At 56.7% G+C, this 17,692-nt stretch carries 13 protein-coding genes; 5 read left to right on the plus strand and 8 right to left on the minus strand.

All coding sequences use genetic code 11. The annotated features are described in order from the left end of the window. Positions 1 to 6 precede the first annotated feature (6 nt). The 3 genes from N6L25_RS17170 to N6L25_RS17180 all read right to left on the minus strand — a co-directional run bounded on the left by N6L25_RS17170 (position 7) and on the right by N6L25_RS17180 (position 5,222). On the minus strand, positions 7 to 3,168 hold the full coding sequence (locus N6L25_RS17170) for an efflux RND transporter permease subunit (RefSeq protein ID WP_271982902.1): 3,162 nt from the start codon (positions 3,166 to 3,168) through the stop codon (positions 7 to 9). Between the two features lie 12 nt (positions 3,169 to 3,180). Continuing rightward, positions 3,181 to 4,320: an efflux RND transporter periplasmic adaptor subunit gene (locus N6L25_RS17175; protein WP_271982905.1), complete on the minus strand. Its 1,140-nt coding sequence runs from the start codon at positions 4,318 to 4,320 to the stop codon at positions 3,181 to 3,183. Positions 4,321 to 4,649: 329 nt separating this feature from the next. Further along, entirely contained in the window at positions 4,650 to 5,222 is a 573-nt protein-coding gene (locus N6L25_RS17180) for an acyl carrier protein phosphodiesterase (RefSeq protein WP_271982908.1), read from the minus strand. 192 nt (positions 5,223 to 5,414) lie between these two features. On the opposite strand from N6L25_RS17180, the gene N6L25_RS17185 reads away from it, so the two are divergent. Beyond that, positions 5,415 to 6,827, plus strand: a complete 1,413-nt coding sequence (locus N6L25_RS17185) for a TrkH family potassium uptake protein (RefSeq protein WP_271983003.1) — start codon at positions 5,415 to 5,417, stop codon at positions 6,825 to 6,827. Between the two features lie 76 nt (positions 6,828 to 6,903). Here the strand turns inward: N6L25_RS17185 and N6L25_RS17190 are convergent, their stop codons facing one another. From N6L25_RS17190 to N6L25_RS17200, 3 genes are all read right to left on the minus strand, one after another. Further along, positions 6,904 to 7,269, minus strand: a complete 366-nt coding sequence (locus N6L25_RS17190) for a PilZ domain-containing protein (protein WP_271982910.1) — start codon at positions 7,267 to 7,269, stop codon at positions 6,904 to 6,906. 323 nt (positions 7,270 to 7,592) lie between these two features. Next, positions 7,593 to 8,255 (minus strand): alpha/beta hydrolase, encoded by a 663-nt coding sequence (locus tag N6L25_RS17195; protein ID WP_271982912.1) that lies wholly within the window; start codon positions 8,253 to 8,255, stop codon positions 7,593 to 7,595. A 26-nt stretch (positions 8,256 to 8,281) separates the two neighbouring features. Beyond that, the gene (locus N6L25_RS17200; protein WP_271982915.1) at positions 8,282 to 9,466 is read right to left on the minus strand and encodes a 1-acyl-sn-glycerol-3-phosphate acyltransferase; all 1,185 of its coding nucleotides are present in this window, start codon (positions 9,464 to 9,466) and stop codon (positions 8,282 to 8,284) included. A 234-nt stretch (positions 9,467 to 9,700) separates the two neighbouring features. Between N6L25_RS17200 and recQ the strand changes: the two genes are divergently transcribed. Further along, positions 9,701 to 11,548, plus strand: a complete 1,848-nt coding sequence (gene recQ / locus N6L25_RS17205) for a DNA helicase RecQ (RefSeq protein WP_271982917.1) — start codon at positions 9,701 to 9,703, stop codon at positions 11,546 to 11,548. On the opposite strand, the gene N6L25_RS17210 is transcribed toward recQ, so the two are convergent. Then, positions 11,540 to 12,106: a YiiD C-terminal domain-containing protein gene (locus N6L25_RS17210; protein ID WP_271982921.1), complete on the minus strand. Its 567-nt coding sequence runs from the start codon at positions 12,104 to 12,106 to the stop codon at positions 11,540 to 11,542. The two genes, recQ and N6L25_RS17210, sit on opposite strands and share 9 nt — an antisense overlap. Positions 12,107 to 12,459: 353 nt before the next feature. On the opposite strand from N6L25_RS17210, the gene N6L25_RS17215 reads away from it, so the two are divergent. Then, complete coding sequence (locus N6L25_RS17215; protein WP_271982924.1) at positions 12,460 to 13,338, plus strand: hypothetical protein; 879 nt, start codon at positions 12,460 to 12,462, stop codon at positions 13,336 to 13,338. Positions 13,339 to 13,350: 12 nt separating this feature from the next. On the opposite strand, the gene N6L25_RS17220 is transcribed toward N6L25_RS17215, so the two are convergent. After that, on the minus strand, positions 13,351 to 15,240 hold the full coding sequence (locus N6L25_RS17220) for a methyl-accepting chemotaxis protein (protein ID WP_271982927.1): 1,890 nt from the start codon (positions 15,238 to 15,240) through the stop codon (positions 13,351 to 13,353). A 255-nt stretch (positions 15,241 to 15,495) separates the two neighbouring features. On the opposite strand from N6L25_RS17220, the gene N6L25_RS17225 reads away from it, so the two are divergent. Together N6L25_RS17225 and N6L25_RS17230 are read left to right on the plus strand one after the other, a co-directional pair. After that, positions 15,496 to 17,025, plus strand: coding sequence for a bifunctional GNAT family N-acetyltransferase/carbon-nitrogen hydrolase family protein (locus N6L25_RS17225; RefSeq protein ID WP_271982929.1), 1,530 nt, complete (start codon positions 15,496 to 15,498; stop codon positions 17,023 to 17,025). 159 nt (positions 17,026 to 17,184) lie between these two features. After that, a complete protein-coding gene (locus N6L25_RS17230; RefSeq protein ID WP_271982932.1) occupies positions 17,185 to 17,583 on the plus strand; it encodes a hypothetical protein in 399 nt (132 codons plus the stop codon). Positions 17,584 to 17,692 lie beyond the last annotated feature (109 nt).

Raw genomic sequence — 17,692 nt, forward strand, 5'->3', positions numbered from 1 at the left:
TCAATGCTATCTCGATGGAGAATACTCCGCCGGACCCTGGGTGTCGGACTCTGCGACCAGCGGGGCCTCGGTTTCATCCCGTTGGTGCTGCCGGGCAATCAGCATATAGAGTGACGGCACCACAAACAGGGTAAACACGGTGCCAATGGCCATGCCGCCGACCAGAACCAGGCCGATGGAGTTTCTCGCCTCGGCACCCGGTCCTGCCACCAGTGTAAGTGGAAAGTGTCCCGCGATGGTGGCCACCGAGGTCATCAGCACCGGCCGTAGTCGGGTCATGGCGGCGTCATGAATCGCCTCCAGTTTTTGTTTGCCCTGCTCCTGCAGTTTGTTGGCAAATTCCACAATCAAAATACCGTTCTTGGCGATTAGCCCCACCAGTGTGACCAGTCCAACCTGGGCGTAGATGTTCATGGTGGTTGTCCATCCGTCCGTCCAATACGGCATATCCGGATTGGGCATCTTCATGACCGTAAAGATCAGCGCACCGAACATGGCCAGCGGAACCGAACCCAGCAGGATCACGAAGGGGTCGCGGAACGAATTGAACTGCACCGCAAGCACCAGGAATATCATCAAAATCGCCAGGCCCAGCGCCGGCAGAAACTTCCCGCCCTCCGTCCGCAACTGGCGCGATTCGCCGGTGTAGTTGGTGGCGTATCCTGGTGGCAATATCTCGCGGGCGGCCTCTTCTAATACCTGAAGACCGGCATCCACCTGTGCCGTCATGCCTGAAAGCTTAATGGCATTGAGTTGCTGGAACCGGTTCAGTGAGCGGGGCACCGTTGTGTCGTCAATGGTTGCAATCGCCCCCAGTGGCATCAGTTGGCCATCAGGCCCGGAAATATAGATTTGCTTGAGCTGATCCGGGTTCAGCCGCTCGGCGCGCGCTACCTGGGAAATCACCTTGTAAGCCCGGCCATCCACATTGAAGCGGTTGATGTAATTGCCCCCCAGGGCCGCGCTCAGGTCTGCCCCCACCTGGGAATTGTTTAACCCCATCGCGGCCACCTTTTCGTGGTCTATCACGATTTCCGACTGGGGCTGGTCGTACTTCAGGTCGATCTCTGGGGGAAAGTAAAATATTCCGCTTTCCATCGCTTTCATCTGTAGCCGTTCGGCGTAGGCCAACATCTCTTCCGGTTCGGCCGTGGAGGCGATCACAAATTCGATGGGAAAGTTACTACCGCCCGGTAAAGCCGGCGGTTGTGCCGCGAAGATCTGCAGACCCGGGATCTGTGAAAGCTGCGCCTGCATATCGGGGACAATCTCGCGGATGGAACGGTCCCGTTCATCCCACGGCTTCACCACCATGCCGCTGAAACCGCCTACGCCCAGAGCGGCGGCAAACGGGTCTGAGGGCGACATCAGTATCTGGAAAGTGAGGTCTCGTTCCGGCGCATTCAGGAAAACCTGCTCCGCCGCTTCACCAAAATGGCTCTTCTGGTCGGCGGAGGCGTTGGCCGCGTTGTTGATGATGCCAAACATGAAGCCCTGATCCTCAAGCGGCGCCAGTTCCTTGGGCGAGAACAGGTACATGGGGACCACCAGCAGACTCAGCAGCGCCCACACCGCGTAGACGGCAGGCCGGGCCTGCAAGGTTGTGTCGAGCACTCGACCGTAGGTTTCCCGCAGGTGGTCAAATCGGTGGTTAATCCAGCCGGTCAGCCCCCGCTCTTCCTGTTCGGCGCTGCGGAGCAGCTTGGCACTCATCATCGGAGACAAGGTGAGCGCTACGATGCCGGATATGGTGACCGCGCCGGCCAACGTTAACGCAAACTCGCGGAACAGAGCGCCGGTGAGCCCGCCCTGCAAACCAATAGGGATATAAACCGCTGCCAGCGTCATGGTCATCGCTATCACCGGACCTATCAGCTCTCTGGCCCCGATCATGGCCGCTTCGCTAGGCGATCGGCCTTCCCTCAGATGGCGTTCCACGTTCTCCACCACCACAATGGCATCGTCCACCACCAGACCTACAGACAGTACGATCGCAAGCAGCGTGAGCAGGTTCAGGGTGAACCCGAACATCTGCATCAGGAAGATAGCGCCGATCAACGAGACCGGAATGGCCACCACCGGCACCAGAACCGATCGTACGGAACCAAGAAACAAAAAGATCACGACGATCACGATCAGCAGGGTGTCGGTAAGGGTGCCGACCACCTCCCGTATCGCACTGCTGATGTATGCCGAGGCGTCGTAGCCGACGTCAGCGGACAGACCGGCGGGAAGATCCTGCTCAATGGCCTCCAGATCCGCCACCACCTTTTCGACAACGTCAATGGTATTCGCACTGGGTAACGGGAAAATGCCCATGAACACAGCCGTCTGACCATTGAACCGTACCTCGGTGTCATAATCTTCGGCACCCAGCTCAACCTGGGCAATGTCCCGCAACCGCACAATGGTGTCACCTTGCTGGGAGATGACCAGGCTGCGGAACTGCTCTGTGGTGTGCAGGTCGGTGTTGGTTGTCAGGTAAACCTGTTCATAGACACCCTTGGTGGTGCCTACTGCCGCCAGATAGTTGTTGGCGGCCATCGCGGCTTGGACCCTCGCCGGGCTGATGCTGAGCGCGGCCATCCTGTCCGGATCGAGCCATACCCGCATGGCAAAGGTCCTGGCACCGAAGATATCGGCACGTTGTACCCCCGGCAGAGCCGATAATCGGGGCTGTACCATACGCACCAGATAGTCGGTGATCTCACTCTGGGACATCTCCTCGGAAGAAAAGCTCAGGTAGGCAGCGGCAAATTCAGAATCCGCAGATTGCACCGTGATTGAGGGCGCTTCCGCCTCAGGCGGTAGTTCGTTACGCACCTCATTGACCTTGGCGGTAATATCCGCCAGTGCCTTGGTGGGATCGTAATTCAGTTTCAGGCGGGCGGTAACAAGGGACAAGCCCAGCAGACTCTTGGATTCGATGTAATCCACGCCATCCGCTGAGGCGATGGAGCGTTCTATGGCGGTGGTGACAAAGCCTCGAACAACGTCTGCGCTGGCACCGATGTACTGGGTGGCGACCACCACCGAGGCGTTTTCACTTTGGGGATATTGCCTGACACTCAGACTGTTCCAGGCCTGGACGCCGGCGATCACGATGATGATGTTGACCACCAGCGCCAGAACCGGACGACGAACGAAGATGTCGGTGATTGCTTTCATGATGGTGGCCGCCTACGAGTTGTCGGGACGGGGTGCCAGGCTGAACTCGGGCGCCAGGCGATTATCGATAACAACGCTCATACCGGTGCGGAGCTTGAATACGCCCGTGGAGACGACCTGATCTCCCGACCCAATGCCTTCCTCGACAATTACAAAGTCCCCCATCCGATCGCCGAGTTTCACAGTGCGCTGCCTGACCACCATCGATTCGGCATTCTCTTCGCCTTGTTCTTCTTCAACGACAAAAACGGAATTGCCCCTGGGGCCGTAATGTACCGCCGTTGCAGGGATCAACAGCGCACGCCGGGACTGAGCCAGCTTGAGATCCAGCGATACGAACATACCAGGACGAAGCTGACCCGCGGGGTTGTTGAGTGTTGCCTGCAGGCGAACGTTGCGGGTAGACGGGTCGACGGCCGGGTTGATGGCGGTGATTTTTCCTTCAAACCCGTGATCGGGGTAGGAGTCCGTTCTGACAAGGACATTCAGGCCTTCGCCAATAATCCCCAGATGCTGCTGGGGCAGGGAGAACTCGACAAAGACCGGATCCAGTGCCTGCAGCGAGACGACAGGGCTGCCCTTATCGAGGAAGTTGCCAACGCTGATTTCAAGGATGCCGAGTTTGCCGGCGAACGGCGCCCGAATGGTCTTCCGGTCCATCACGGCTTGAAGGTAACGGACCTCCGCCTCGGTTTGCTGCAGTTCATTGGAGGCGGAATCCATCTCGGCATCGGAGATGTGTCGGGTCTTGCTGAGCTCCCTCGCTCTGTTATAGCGCACCCGGGCCCATTGGGCTGCAACTTGGGCAGAACGTAGCTGAGCTTCTTCGACCCGAGTATCCAGCTGGACCAGCACATCGCCCTGCTCTACCTGAGATCCCGGCTGAAAGTTGATGCGGCTGACCACTCCCTCGGCCTCCGTGCCAATCACGGTGCCCCTCACTGCCGTAATCGAGCCCACTGAGGAGATTCGGGGGTGCCACTCCACTTCCCGAGCCGCCATCACGTTAACCGGCTCAGGGGGAATCACAAACTGAGCACCTGCCTCGGCCATGGCCTGAAACTGATAGATCTTCGTGCCGATAACAACCGCGCCTATTGGGATAACGATGGCAATACCCACCAATACCCAGAGGAATTTCCTTCGCATCATTACCCCCTTATGCCTGCAACGTCCGTGTGAAGCGCTTGCTTCAATATTTTTGAATCTACAAGTAGTCGTTGGGCGGGGCGGGAAATCGACACCCCGGGCGGAATCGAATCGTTATTAAACAAACCGGCCCATCCCTGCGCCCGCTAGTTAAAAAGGAAGAGAGGTGACCTTCGCGAGACAGCCGATAGCCCGCGCGAATGCTTCACCTAATTTGGATACTGCGCTATTTCGGGAAGGCTGACAACCGCCGCAGCTAGACCCAAAACAGGTCGTATCCATAAAGGGTGACCTGGTTGTCATTTGACTCAAGGAGCGACGTTCCCAAGCGCTTATGGCAGGTCGAATTGTTGCTGTAGTTCATGGAAAAACAGCAGGAAGCGCGCTTCCAGCTCAGCGTCGTTGGAGCGGATCTCCTCGATGACACCGGCAAATTGATTGGGGCGGCGGAGCCGAGTTGAGATACGGTCAAGGGCATGACCGACATTGTCCAGCTCCCGATAGGCATTAAACCAGTCCTGACGGATCATGGTTGCCGTAGTATGAGCCATACTGTCTGGCATCAGACAGGCACCCAATTCCAGGTCTCGGTACACCTCCTGAATAAAGTGGTGACTGTCATCAGCCGCAAAGCGAGACCAGTGCCGTAGCAGATAGTGATCGAAGAGCACATCCAGTGCGACACCGGCAAATCGCCGGCGTTGAGCGGAAAACAATGGCTTACAGGCCAACACCTCCGGGTGTCGATCGGTGAAGGCGTCAACGGCCCGGTGGTGTTTGAGGCCCTGGTAGACTTCGAGTGGCAAACTGGCGGTGTCGATACCCCTGGCAAAGTCCCCCAGCAACGCGCCGACCCGGCCTGGCACCGAGGCCGGAGCGAGAAACAGATGGGCAAGATGGTTCAATGGATTAACCCTGGACACGCACGTTTTCACCATCGTGCGACAGGAACCTATGTAAATCAATCATCGCCGGTCAGGAGTTCAATGATTGCAGAAGGTTAGCGCCACAGGTATTCTGGCGCACGTCCGTGTGGTTTGCCGATTCGAGCGCGTCCCTTGAAAAACCTCTATCCCGTCATTTTTATCATCAGCGTCATGTTCGTCCTGCTGAGCATATTTATGACGCTGCCTCCTCTGTTGTTGCTGGGAGCCGAGTCTCCCAACGCGGTAGCGTTTGCTGAATCAGCCGGAATCATATTCGGCCTTGGCATGCTCGGGATACTCATAGCCTATGGTAAGCCGCGAGATCTGAAGCCCCGTTACATGTTTGTGTTAACGGTCAGTAGCTGGCTGGTGATGGCCCTGCTCTCCGCCCTGCCGTTCTATCTTAGTGATGCGGGCATTTCAGTGACTGATGCGGTCTTTGAAGCCACCTCTGGAATCACCACCACCGGCGCTACAGTGCTTACGGGCCTGGATCAGCTGGACCAGGATCTGTTGTTGTGGCGGTCCATTCTGCAATGGATTGGAGGTATTGGCATTATCGGTATGTTCGTTGCCGTGCTGCCGTTTCTCCGGGTGGGCGGTATGCGATTGTTTGCTACCGAATCGTCGGAGTGGACCGACAAGGCCCTGCCACGCATGAAAACCCTGAGTCGCGGGCTGCTCCTCGTCTATTGCGTTTTCACGATGATCGCGGTGTTCACCTACTGGATTTCCGGTATGACGCTGTTCGATGCTTTCAACCACGGTCTGACCAGCATCGCCACCGGCGGGTATTCCACCTCAGACCTGTCCATGGGCAAGTTCGAGTCTGAGCTGATTTTGCTGGAAGCGACCTTATTCATGATCCTCGGGAGCCTGCCGTTCTTCCTGTTCGTGCGGGAGATGCACGGCCAGCGTGGCGTGTTGTGGCGCGATCAGCAGGTTCGTCTGTTCCTGACGCTTTTGTTGTTGCTGACGCTGGGAATGCTGCTCTATCGCGCCATAATCACGGACGGCTTCGATATTGTCAGCGGTTCCATAACAACGCTGTTTAACGTCACCTCCATTCTCACCACCACCGGCTATGCGTCTGAGGACTATTCCGCCTGGGGCTCACTGGCTTTCTCGATGTTCTTCTTCCTGATGTTCGTCGGGGGGTGTTCCGGCTCTACCTCCGGCGGCATGAAAATTTTCCGCTTCCAGTTGTCGCTCATCGTCTTGCGCGAACAGCTGATGCGCCTGCTCCATCCGCGTGCGGTGCTCACAAGGAACTTCAACGGCCGCGCAGTCAGCGATGAAATCATCGCGTCGATGATCGCCTACACGTTCATTTTTCTGCTGTGCTTTCTGGGGCTCACGCTAGTTCTTGCGGCCATGAATCTTGATTTTGTCACCAGCCTTTCGGGCGCCCTGAGCGCACTGACCAACGTAGGACCGGCCCTGGGTGACATCATCGGCCCGGCCGGTAACTTTGCCACCCTCCCGGAGCAGGCCAAGTGGGCTTTGTGCGTGGGCATGTTATTGGGACGGCTGGAAATTCTGAGTGTGGTCGTGGTGTTATCGCCGGGCTTTTGGCGAAGCTAAGTGCAATATGGCAGAACGATGGATCACCGGGAGCCCGTTGGTCACCGGGCTCCGGTAGGATCAGGCAACGCAAGGATTACATCACGGCGGATCTGAAGTAAGGTCTCCGGGGTATTAAGTGGTTGGTTTCTTTTACCCAACGAAGCAATGAGCGCACCTCTGGGGTGTTTGCTTCGTTCCTGCCATCAAATTCGACACCCAGGCCACGGCTGTTTTTGTGGACCAGCACTGCGGAAACCCGCTGAAGTTGCGGCGCATCGGGATCGTGAAGCCGAAACTCGATCTCCAGTTGCTGGTTCAGGTCAAGATCCTCACAGTTCGTTGAAATGAATAGACCACTCCGGCTGATGTTTCGAAGCATTCCCGTTGCCACCAGCAGGCCTCGCCGGTAAATCAGCAGCGTCAAGCGTCCAGGCATACGCTTGTTTTGACGATAATCCATAGACCCCCCCTTCGTTGCCAAATTCTGGCTAAATGTTGCTCTCCGCAGGTTGTATTGTTTTCAAAGCACCCCTCCCCGGCTTTTCCCCATGGGAGCGGATCGCATTGTTTTTATTTCGCAATAACCTGCGCTCGGCTTTCACCGACTAATTATTGTACAGACAGCACTTGGTAGAGGGGAAGTATAGATAAGCTATGTCAAATTTTCCGCTATAACGTTATGCGAGCCTTCACTTCAGCATACGCTGAGAATATCATTGCAACTCATTAATAATAGGTAGTATTTTTGAATCACGCCGAAAGCCTGAGGTGGTGACTCAGACTCTACAGACCGAGCCGACTTCGCAGAAACTGGCCGATCGCCAGGACTTCCTCAAGGCAGACACTGTGATCCATAGGGTAAGTGGTGTATTCCGGCTGAAAGCCCAGCTCTTCCAGTTGCGTAACGCTTTTTCGGCCCAGAGCTTCAGGAACGATCCCGTCGTAAACCCCGTGGAAGACCTGAATTGCCAGTCCCCGGTTGGCCTCAGACAGCGCGACGCTGTCTGCGGTGGCGAAATAGGTCGACAGTCCCAGTAGCCCGGCCAGGGGTTTGGGGTAACTCAGGCCCGCTTCATACGCGACCGCGCCACCCTGGGAGAAGCCGGCAAGGATGATTTTCGAGCTGTCGATCCCACGACTGATCTCGGCGTCGATCAGCTCGACAACGGCAGCGGCGGAGCGCCGAAGCTGCTGCGTGTCGATAACACGGTCGACATCCATAGCCTTGATGTCATACCACGCTGGCATCCTCATGCCCCCGTTAATCGTTACCGGCATTTCGGGGGCATGTGGAAAGATGAAACGCACAGCGGCGTTTTCAGGCAGCCGCAATTCCGGCACGATGGGTTCGAAATCATGCCCGCTGGCCCCCAGTCCATGCAGCCAGATGACGGTGGCCGTCGGCCTGGGACCGGTTTCCCGTTCAATGTAATTCAGCTCACTCACGGCTTACCTCACGTCGAAGACCAGAATTATTCACGCGGTGCTTTGGATTTCAGCGCGCTGGTGACCGGGTTTGCGTACATATCAAGTAGGTAGGCGCGATAATCCGGCGTGCAGGACTCTAACCTGCGGTTCATTTCCTGTTCTGCAGCCTCGATCTCAGCGGGACTCCAGGTTTCTGCGGTGACCAGGGCGTCACTGACCTCATCAAGGCCGTGATGGGCCTGTGGATGCTGCCCCCGATGCTCATACGCCACCAGGTTAGATGCATGGAGGTGGTAATTGGCGTGCATTTCATTGTCGATCAGACCCGCCAGTTCATTAGGACTGTCCGGAGCATTGCGGATTGGAGTGCCAAAATGGACATGGACATGGCCCTTGAAGCCGGTCAGGCCCTTGATAATCTGATCGGCGTCTTCGCCCTGGGCCTTGGTGTAGGTTCCGGTTCGAACCCGTGCTTCCAGCTCCCGAGCCTTGTCGCTGTCACAGGGGTCGTACTCATAGGCAATGGAAACCGGCACAATGTGCAGACGGTTCATCACCTCGGAAAACGACAACCCACTTTTTTTCTGGCTCATGTAGAACATCTTGATAATGGCCGGGTCGGTCAGGTCCAAGCCATCCTTCGCCCGCCCCTCCCTTTGGGCGATCCAGATGCTGTGATTCTCGTTGATACTGTGATTGATGAACGCCGACAAGGTGAGGAAGGTATCCCGCATCTCCCTTGGACTGCTGAGGTTGCGGCGCACGACAAAGCTTTTGTTCAAACGCATCAGTTCGGCGAACACCCGATTCTCCAGCAGGTTGTCGCCAATGGCGATGCGGGTGGTGGTATAACCGTGACTGAACAGTAGGTAGTTCACCACCAGAGGATCAAACACAATATCCCGGTGGTTGGAGATGAACAGATGGGCGGAATTCTTGTCGAGATGCTCAAGGCCACTAAAGGTAATGCGGGTGGTGGTATTCTGGACCAGGTCCTCCACATACCGATAAAGCTTGGCCTGAATCTCGGCGATCTGCGTTATTCCGCCGAAATTTTCGATAAGCCAACGCTGAATGCGACGGCGCACCAGCCGGGGCAGCCAACGGCTTAGTGTTGGGTGCCTGAAACGCGCAATCAGATCCAGAAAATCGGCGTCGTTCACCAGACGCTGAACGGTCGGTTCTGTTTCATCGTCCCTGTAGGGGCGTATGGCGTCAAAGTCCTGCATGTGGTTCCTGTTCTTGTCGGTACCGGGCAAAGGCCGCGGTTGCCCTGGATGCTTGGGCCATGTTGTCTGTTGATGTCCTTGGTTTTTTTAGGCGGCTCTTTTAGCCCCAGGACAAAATGGCGCTATTGTAACGCCTAATTCCACCACGCGCCTCAATTGCCGCCGCCCATTCTGGTATCATGCCGGATCGATTACGCCAGCCCACTCTCCTGACAGCGACAACGAGCCGCACCTATGGATTTTCAGCAACTTACCACGGCCAGGCCCGACACCCAGCTCGCCGACCCCGGCGCGGTACTGCAGCAGGTATTCGGCTATGAACAGTTTCGGCCGCTGCAGGAAGACATCATTCAGGAATTGGTGGCCGGTCGCAACGCGCTGGTGCTGATGCCCACCGGCGGTGGCAAATCGCTTTGTTATCAGGTGCCCGCCCTGGTGCGCCCGGGTACCGCCATCGTGGTGTCTCCGTTGATCGCACTGATGCAGGATCAGGTGGCCGCGCTCCGGCAGCTGGGGGTTCGCGCCGCGTTTCTGAACTCCACCATCGACCTGCAGGAAGCCAGAGCCACCGAGAATGCGCTGATGACCGGGGAACTGGACCTGCTTTACTGCGCCCCGGAGCGGCTGTTGCAACCTCGTACCCTGGAGTTGTTGGGCCGCGCCTCCATATCCTTGTTTGCCATTGATGAGGCCCACTGCGTCTCGCAATGGGGGCACGACTTCCGTTCGGATTATCTCGGTTTGGACATTCTGGCTCGAGAGTTCAGCCAGGTGCCCCGAATCGCGCTGACTGCAACCGCCGATGAACGGACGCGTCGGGAGATCGCCGAGCGCCTTTCCCTGACCGATGCCCGCCACTTCATCAGCAGTTTCGATCGCCCCAACATCCAATATCGCATTGCACCCAAAGTTAATGCTAACAAGCAGTTACTTGACTTTATCAAGTCCGAGCATGAACAGGAATCCGGCATTGTCTACTGCCTGTCCCGAAACAAGGTAGAAAGCACCGCACGGATGCTTGAGGGCAAGGGTTACACCGCACTTCCTTATCACGCCGGTCTGCCACCGGAAGTACGGGCAAACCATCAAGAGCGCTTTCTTCGGGAAGACGGTGTGATCGTGGTGGCCACCATTGCCTTCGGTATGGGCATCGACAAGCCGGATGTCCGCTTTGTCGCCCACCTGGACCTGCCCAAGAGCCTGGAGGCCTATTACCAGGAGACCGGTCGGGCTGGCCGCGACGGCAATCCGTCCACCGCCTGGATGGTTTACGGCCTACAGGACGTCATCAAGCTTCGGCAGATGCTTGAAGGCTCCATGGGCAACGAGCAGTTCAAAAGAATCGAACGGCAGAAAATGGACGCCATGCTGGGGCTGTGCGAAGTCACCACCTGTCGGCGTCAGGCTCTGCTGCGCTACTTTGGCGACAGCCTGGAGCAATCTTGTGGCAACTGCGACACCTGCCTTACGCCACCAGAGACCTGGGACGGCACTGTAGCGGTGCAGAAAGCCCTGTCCTGTGTCTACCGGACCGGCCAGCGCTTTGGTGTCAGCTACCTGATCGATGTGCTGCGGGGCGTCGACAATGACCGTATCCGACAGGCCGGCCATCATCTGGTGACGACCTATGGCATCGGCACCGAGTTGGCCGCCAACGAATGGAAGTCGGTGTTTCGTCAGCTGGTGGCCAATGGATTCCTGCGGACGGACCCAGAAGGTTATGGCGCTTTGCAGCTGACCGAAGACTGTCGCGCGCTACTCAAGGGCGAGCGCGGCATCGAGTTGCGCAAAGATCCGGCTGTCAAGGCCTCCACGCGTCGTACACGCGACCGCGCCAATCTCTCAGACCACGTCCAGGACCCTGAAGGCTGGGAAGCCCTGAGAGCCTGCCGCAAGTCTCTGGCCGAGCAACAGGGCGTTCCACCCTACGTGATCTTTCACGATGCCACGTTACTGGAAATCCTGGAGCGCCGGCCTCGTACCATGGAAGAATTTGCCGGCATCACCGGTGTGGGCAAGGCCAAACTCGATAAATACGGCGAGACCTTCCTGTCGGTGTTGGCCGGTGGCAGCTCAACCTGAGGCCGAGGGCATGGCGACCCTCCCGCGTTTTCGGACTTGATAATGGGCAACCGATGAGGCGACGTGGGTGCCCTTGGCATCGGTCAGCCTGCCCTCCAGGGTAAAGGCAGCTTTACCGGATTCATCGGCTTGCTGTTTGATTGCCGCCAGCGCCTCTGGAGCCATGGAAAAGACCACCGTAACGTCTGATTTTGCCGCCTGGTGGTACTGCAAGGTCATTTCTTTCAGGATGGGGACATAGTCCGGCCCCAGATTGAACAGGGTCATTACCCCGCCTGGAATCTCAGCCACCAGGAAGTAGGCACCGGCATACAAGGTACCAAAGTGGTTTCGGTTACCCTTCAGCGGAATGCTGGCCCGGACATAGCACGGCGCAAGCTCTTCAACCCGGAAGCCATTGCGCACCGTAAATGGAATCGCCAAACCGATAATCCGGTTGATACCGGCGTAGCCCGATGTTTTCCTCAGCCAGGCTAACGGCTGGCTCAGATTGGCGTTGTTGTCTGATCCAGCCGCCCATTGGCCCGCCGCTTCCATAATTCGATTCACCAGCGTCATGCTGCCTCCTTAGTGTTATTGTGTCAGGGCGCCTCTTACCAGCTACGACCAGCCTCAGATCCTGCCTGGTCCTGAGCGCGCTAAAGCTGATTAGGAGCCGGTCGGAAACCCTTCAAACACCATGTAGCCACCTACGGAGTATTGCAAGTAATTGGGTTATTTTGTGGCCGGATCACGGCTTTCTTCCTTGAAATGGCTAAACTTCTGTCAGCAGTAATGCTGATCAGGACGGACCCGGTACCGCCAGCGGATTAATAACCAGAGGACCAATAAGGAGGTGGCGCATCAGTTTACCATTCGCACGATCATACCCTGGGCTGGCCACCGCCGTGCTTGCCGTTACGCTTTATGCCATGGCGCTTGCGTGTGGGCCTCGTGCCGAAGCCGCTACGTTGGAGACGGCGGTTTACCATCCCCCCGTCGAAACGGATTACATCCTGTGGTATCGGAACTACGACAGCCCAGCGGTTTACGCCCTGGTTAAGCTGGCGATGGAAGCAACGCCGGAATACGGCCCGTTCCGAATCCATCGCAGTGTAGAAATGGTCCAGGGTCGGGCTTTGCGGGAGCTTGCCAGGGAGGAGAGCCAGGTTTTGGATATCGCCACCGTGGCAACCTCGGTGGAGCGGGAGAAAGAGCTGCTCGCCATACCCATACCGATCGACGGGGGCCTGCTGGGGTTTCGCGTCTGTGTCGTCATGAAAGACCAGGTCCAACGATTTGAGGGCATCAATTCCATCGCCGAACTGAGCGCGCGAGGCCTGAAAATTGGCCAGGGCTTGCACTGGCCAGACTCGACGGTGCTTCAGGTCAATGGTATCGAGGTGATTACCCATTCCCGCTTCGAAACTCTGTTTCTAATGCTCAAGAACCGTCGATTCGACTGTTTCGCCCGTGGCGTCAGTGAAGTGATGTTTGATCTGGCGCTTGCGAACGACCCCAACCTGGTGATCGAACCGTCACTGTTGATCACCTACCCCATGCTGTCCTACTTTTTCGTTGGTCCGGACGATCATGAGACGGCGCAACGCTTGCAACTAGGGATGGAACGTGCCATTCAGGATGGCCGTTTCAGCCGCTATCTGGGCACCTATTTCGGCCATGCGGTGGAGGCGCTCAATCTCTCCGAGCGCACCATCCTGGTGTTGGACAACCCCTACCTTTCCGGAGATTCCATGGATATCGGGCGGCAAGCTCTGGAAACGCTGCGCGCCCGTATTCAGCGTTACTAGGGAGCCTCTGCCTTAGACCTTAAAGCGCTCCACATTTTGGTTCAGCGCCAGGCCGACCGACTCAATCCGGCCACTGTACACGTCGTTTTCACTGGCCGCCGCCGCGGCTTCCTGGCTCTGATCTGAAATGCGGGTGATCGAGGCATTGAGTTCTTCCGTTACCGACGTCTGTTCTTCCGAAGCGGTTGCGATCTGGGACGTCATCTGGCTGATAGAGGTAATCGCCTCGGCAATCCGGTTCAGGGTTTCCATGGCATCCTGGGCTTTTTCCATGCTGACGTTGGATACCGCTGTTGATGCCTGCATAACGTCTACGGCGTCTGAGGCGCCTTTTTGAAGACGCTCAATCATATTGTTGATTTCTTCGGTGCTGTCCTGGGTGCGCTTGGCCAGGTTGCGGACTTCGTCGGCCACAACCGCGAATCCACGCCCGGCATCCCCTGCCCGGGCCGCCTCGATTGCCGCATTAAGAGCCAACAGATTGGTTTGCTCTGCAATCCCCTGAATCACTTCCAGAACGGTGGTGATCTCACTGACATCCTTGCCCAGCGTATCGATGACTGAGGCCGCGGCGCCGATTTCCTCAGACAGTCGGCGTACCGCGTCCCGCGATGCCGCAACGGTCTCCAGTGACGCCCTGGCGTCTTGGTCTACCGTGTTGGCGGCGTCGGCAGTCTGCAAGGCGTTCTGGGCAATCTCACCCGCTGCTGCCGACATCTCGTTGATGGCGGTGGCAATCATATCGATCTCGGTTTGCTGGCCTTCGACACTGATCCGACTGGCGCTTGAGGTTTCTCGTAATGAGCTGACGCTGCTGGCGAGCTCCTCAGCGCCTTGCTTAATGTCACTGACCACGGTCTGGAGGTTGGAAACAAAACGATTGAAGTTATCCGCCAAGCGACCGAATTCGTCGTTGCGGATGACCTCCAGACGTTTGGAGAGGTCGGCATCGCCACTGGCTATATCCACCATGGCAGCCTCCAGCTTGTGAACCGGCTTGAGCAAGGCACGAATGCCCAGGTGCAGCACAAACAGCGTGATCACCAGGGAGAGCAACGCCACAATGCCACCGGTAATACGGGCATCGGCCAAGGGCCCATTCAGCAACGTCTCATTGACAAAGGTCCCGAGATACCAATTGACCGCGGGTGCTCCCTCAATGCGGTGAAAGGCGGCCAGCCAGGGCTGATCGTCTATGGCATAACGTGCCTGCACGCCATCGAGGTCCGGCAGCTCCCCCAACAACACGCGGATGTTCTCTCCCACCAGTTCACGTTCCGGGTGAAACAAAATTGTGCCATCCTCGGCAATCAGGGTGGCGTAACCGGTATCGGCCAGATTGACCGTCGCCAGCAGTCGCGCCACGCTGTCCAGGGTGATGTCGCCACCCACCACACCGGCATAGGAACCACGAGGCGCCGGCGCCAGCGATGAGATAATCACCTCCCGCGTACCGGCGTCCAGGTAGGGCTCGGTGAACGACGCCCGACCCAGATCCTTGGCCAGCCGAAACCAGGGCCGCGTGCGGGGATCGTAATCCGCCGGAAGGGTCGCTTCGGTTTCATCGTTACGCATAAGCATGTTGCCATTGTCCTGGCCCACATAAACATCCTTAAAGCCAACGCCAACCGTGGCCGCCTGCAGTATCGCCCGGGCCTGCACGTCATTACGCGCCGTCGCCAACGCCGCTGCGACGGCCTCAGTGGTCGCCAGCTTGGTATTGAGCCACTGCGCGATGCTGGCCGTGCTTTGCGCCACCGCATCGTCTATAAGCGCACTGGCGTAGGTCTGGGTGGTTTGCTTTAACCGTAAATCGCTGATCACCGCGTACAAGGCGATGACCAGAATCAGGAGGACGCCAACGGACGCAAGCAACTTCTGACCAAAGGAAAGGCGGTTCATTATTCTCTCTCTTATAGATGAACTCAGTCCTTAAGTTCAGACTAGACTTTAAAGAGTTCTTTATCCTTGTTGGGGAAAAGAAACTTCTTGCTTGAATTCCTATAGTGGTTTACGACAGAGTTCCCAGATTCTTTACCAACCCACGAAAAAAAGCGGCACTGTTCAGGACAGATGAACGCTGCCGGCCTGAAAAGTAACGTCGCTCACAGCGTTCCTGTCAAACGCTGGTCATGCAGATTATGGGAGTAGCCAGTTATGGCCCATGAAGAATTGCACCTCAATCTTCGCAACCTGAATGCGGCGGATTATGATCAGCTTCGGGCACTGATGGATACGGTTTACGACGACATAGGCGGCGCCTGGCCCCGGGACACCATTGCCAGCCTGGTGAAACAGTTCCCAGACGGTCAGATTTGCATTGAAGACAGCGGTCAGCTCGTGGCGGTGGCGCTCACAGTGTGTGTGAAGTACGACCGATTCAGTAATCCGCACACCTACGATGACCTGATCCTGCGCAACCAGAAAATCTGGCACAACGCCAAGGGCGATTCGTTGTACGGTCTGGACGTCTTTATTCACCCGGACTACCGAGGATACCGTCTGGGGCGGAGGCTTTACGAAGCGCGCAAGGAGTTGTGCCGATCCATGAATCTGCGCGCGATTTTGGCGGGTGGCCGAATTCCCAACTACTTCAAGTACGCCGACCAATGCACGCCTGAGGAGTACATTCAGCGGGTGGACCGCCGTGAAATCTACGACCCGATTCTCTCGTTCCAATTGTCCAACGACTTTCAAGTGACCCGTTTACTGCACAAGTACTTGCCAGAGGACGCGAAATCCCAAGGTTACGCCACCCTGCTGGAATGGCGGAACATTCTCTATACACCACCCTCAACGGTGATTCAGGCCAAGAAGACGCAAGTTCGCCTGGGCGCCGTCCAATGGCAGATGCGTGAATTTCACTCGGTGGAAGAGGTGCTGAAGCAGGTCGAGTATTTTGTCGATGCGCTGTCTGACTACAAAAGCGATTTCGCGCTGTTTCCAGAGTTTTTCAATGCTCCGCTCATGGGGTTAACCGATCAGGTCGACCAGACTCGGGCGATCCGGTTTCTGGCCGGTTTTACCGAACAGTTCCGGAACGAAATGTCGGAAATGGCGGTCAGCTACAACATCAACATCGTGACGGGTTCCATGCCACTGCTGGAAGATGACCGGGTTTACAACGTTTCCTATCTCTGTCACCGGGATGGCCGGGTGGACGAGCAGCGCAAGATACATATTACGCCCCATGAGCGCCGGGATTGGGTCATTGAGGGGGGCTCCAAGTTCGAGGTCTTTGAAACCGACGCCGGTCGGGTGGCCATTATGATCTGCTATGACATCGAATTCCCGGAGCTGGGGCGAATGGCGGCAGACAGCAACGTCGATATCATCTGCGTCCCGTTCTGGACCGATACCAAAAATGGTTACCTTCGGGTACGGCATTGTGCTCAAGCCAGAGCCATCGAGAATGAGTGCTATGTGGTTATCACCGGCAGTGTCGGCAACCTTCCGAAGGTCGAAAACCTTGATGTGCAGTACGCTCAATCGTCGGTTTTTTCACCCTCGGATTTCGCCTTTCCACACGATGCGGTGATGGCGGAAACCACACCCAATACCGAAATGATCATGTTCTCGGACATGGACCTGGAAAAACTGAAGTTGGTTCGGAATGAAGGTTCAGTGACGAACCTGAAGGATCGGCGCCTGGACCTCTACCGCTTTCAGGGGCCTGAACCGGTGTGACGCGACACGACAACGTCTGGATTTGAAGAAACGCATGAATCCCCTATGCTATAGGGTTGAGATTATTGCAATTCTGCGAATTGCTGACTATTGTTTAACCTGCAAATGAATGCGCTCAGTCGACATTGAATCGAAGGACAGACCTTGGACATTGAAGTAATGAACGAAGCACTGCCAGACCTGATAGCCCAGTTTCGCATTAAGCATGGGCTCTTCCGCAAGGAGCTCGTTCAAGCACAACTCTTTGATCTTGATCAATATGGCTGTGTCCTGAAGACGGACAAGGTGTTTAATCCCGGGGACACGCTTCAGTTCGAGCTGGTGATGGACATGCCGTTCGAGAATATTCGCGCCAAGGGCCTTGCCGGACTGATTACAGAGCGCAGAAAGCACTGCAGCAATTTCTTCTACTCGATTGATTTTATTGAGCCATCATCGGATAAGCAGTCGTCCATCTGCGACCAGCTCAAACGCATCCGAGATGTGCTTCGTAAGAAACAGTCGCTTCGGTCCCGGCGTTCATCTGGTTCGCCGCCGAGCATCAGACAACCCGTGTGACCGACAGGCTCTGGGGCAACGCCGCCCTCAGGGCTCTATGAGTTGTCATAAACCAGAATTATACTAAGGGTTTTGCTGGGATAGCCGTCCGCAAGTGACGGTTCTTCCG

It is taken from the genome of Marinobacter sp. SS21 (assembly GCF_028369065.1).
In the GTDB taxonomy this organism is placed as follows: Bacteria; Pseudomonadota; Gammaproteobacteria; order Pseudomonadales; family Oleiphilaceae; genus Marinobacter.

What these genes read in the sequence shown, in the direction of transcription:
- N6L25_RS17170 (WP_271982902.1), bottom strand. Translation starts at nt 3,168, where the DNA reads ATGAAAGCAATCACCGACATCTTCGTTCGTCGTCCGGTTCTGGCGCTG.
- N6L25_RS17200 (WP_271982915.1), bottom strand. Translation starts at nt 9,466, where the DNA reads ATGCAGGACTTTGACGCCATACGCCCCTACAGGGACGATGAAACAGAA.
- N6L25_RS17225 (WP_271982929.1), top strand. Translation starts at nt 15,496, where the DNA reads ATGGCCCATGAAGAATTGCACCTCAATCTTCGCAACCTGAATGCGGCG.
- N6L25_RS17220 (WP_271982927.1), bottom strand. Translation starts at nt 15,240, where the DNA reads ATGAACCGCCTTTCCTTTGGTCAGAAGTTGCTTGCGTCCGTTGGCGTC.
- N6L25_RS17185 (WP_271983003.1), top strand. Translation starts at nt 5,415, where the DNA reads ATGTTCGTCCTGCTGAGCATATTTATGACGCTGCCTCCTCTGTTGTTG.
- N6L25_RS17190 (WP_271982910.1), bottom strand. Translation starts at nt 7,269, where the DNA reads ATGGATTATCGTCAAAACAAGCGTATGCCTGGACGCTTGACGCTGCTG.
- N6L25_RS17175 (WP_271982905.1), bottom strand. Translation starts at nt 4,320, where the DNA reads ATGATGCGAAGGAAATTCCTCTGGGTATTGGTGGGTATTGCCATCGTT.
- N6L25_RS17215 (WP_271982924.1), top strand. Translation starts at nt 12,460, where the DNA reads ATGGCGCTTGCGTGTGGGCCTCGTGCCGAAGCCGCTACGTTGGAGACG.
- N6L25_RS17230 (WP_271982932.1), top strand. Translation starts at nt 17,185, where the DNA reads ATGAACGAAGCACTGCCAGACCTGATAGCCCAGTTTCGCATTAAGCAT.
- N6L25_RS17210 (WP_271982921.1), bottom strand. Translation starts at nt 12,106, where the DNA reads ATGACGCTGGTGAATCGAATTATGGAAGCGGCGGGCCAATGGGCGGCT.
- recQ (WP_271982917.1), top strand. Translation starts at nt 9,701, where the DNA reads ATGGATTTTCAGCAACTTACCACGGCCAGGCCCGACACCCAGCTCGCC.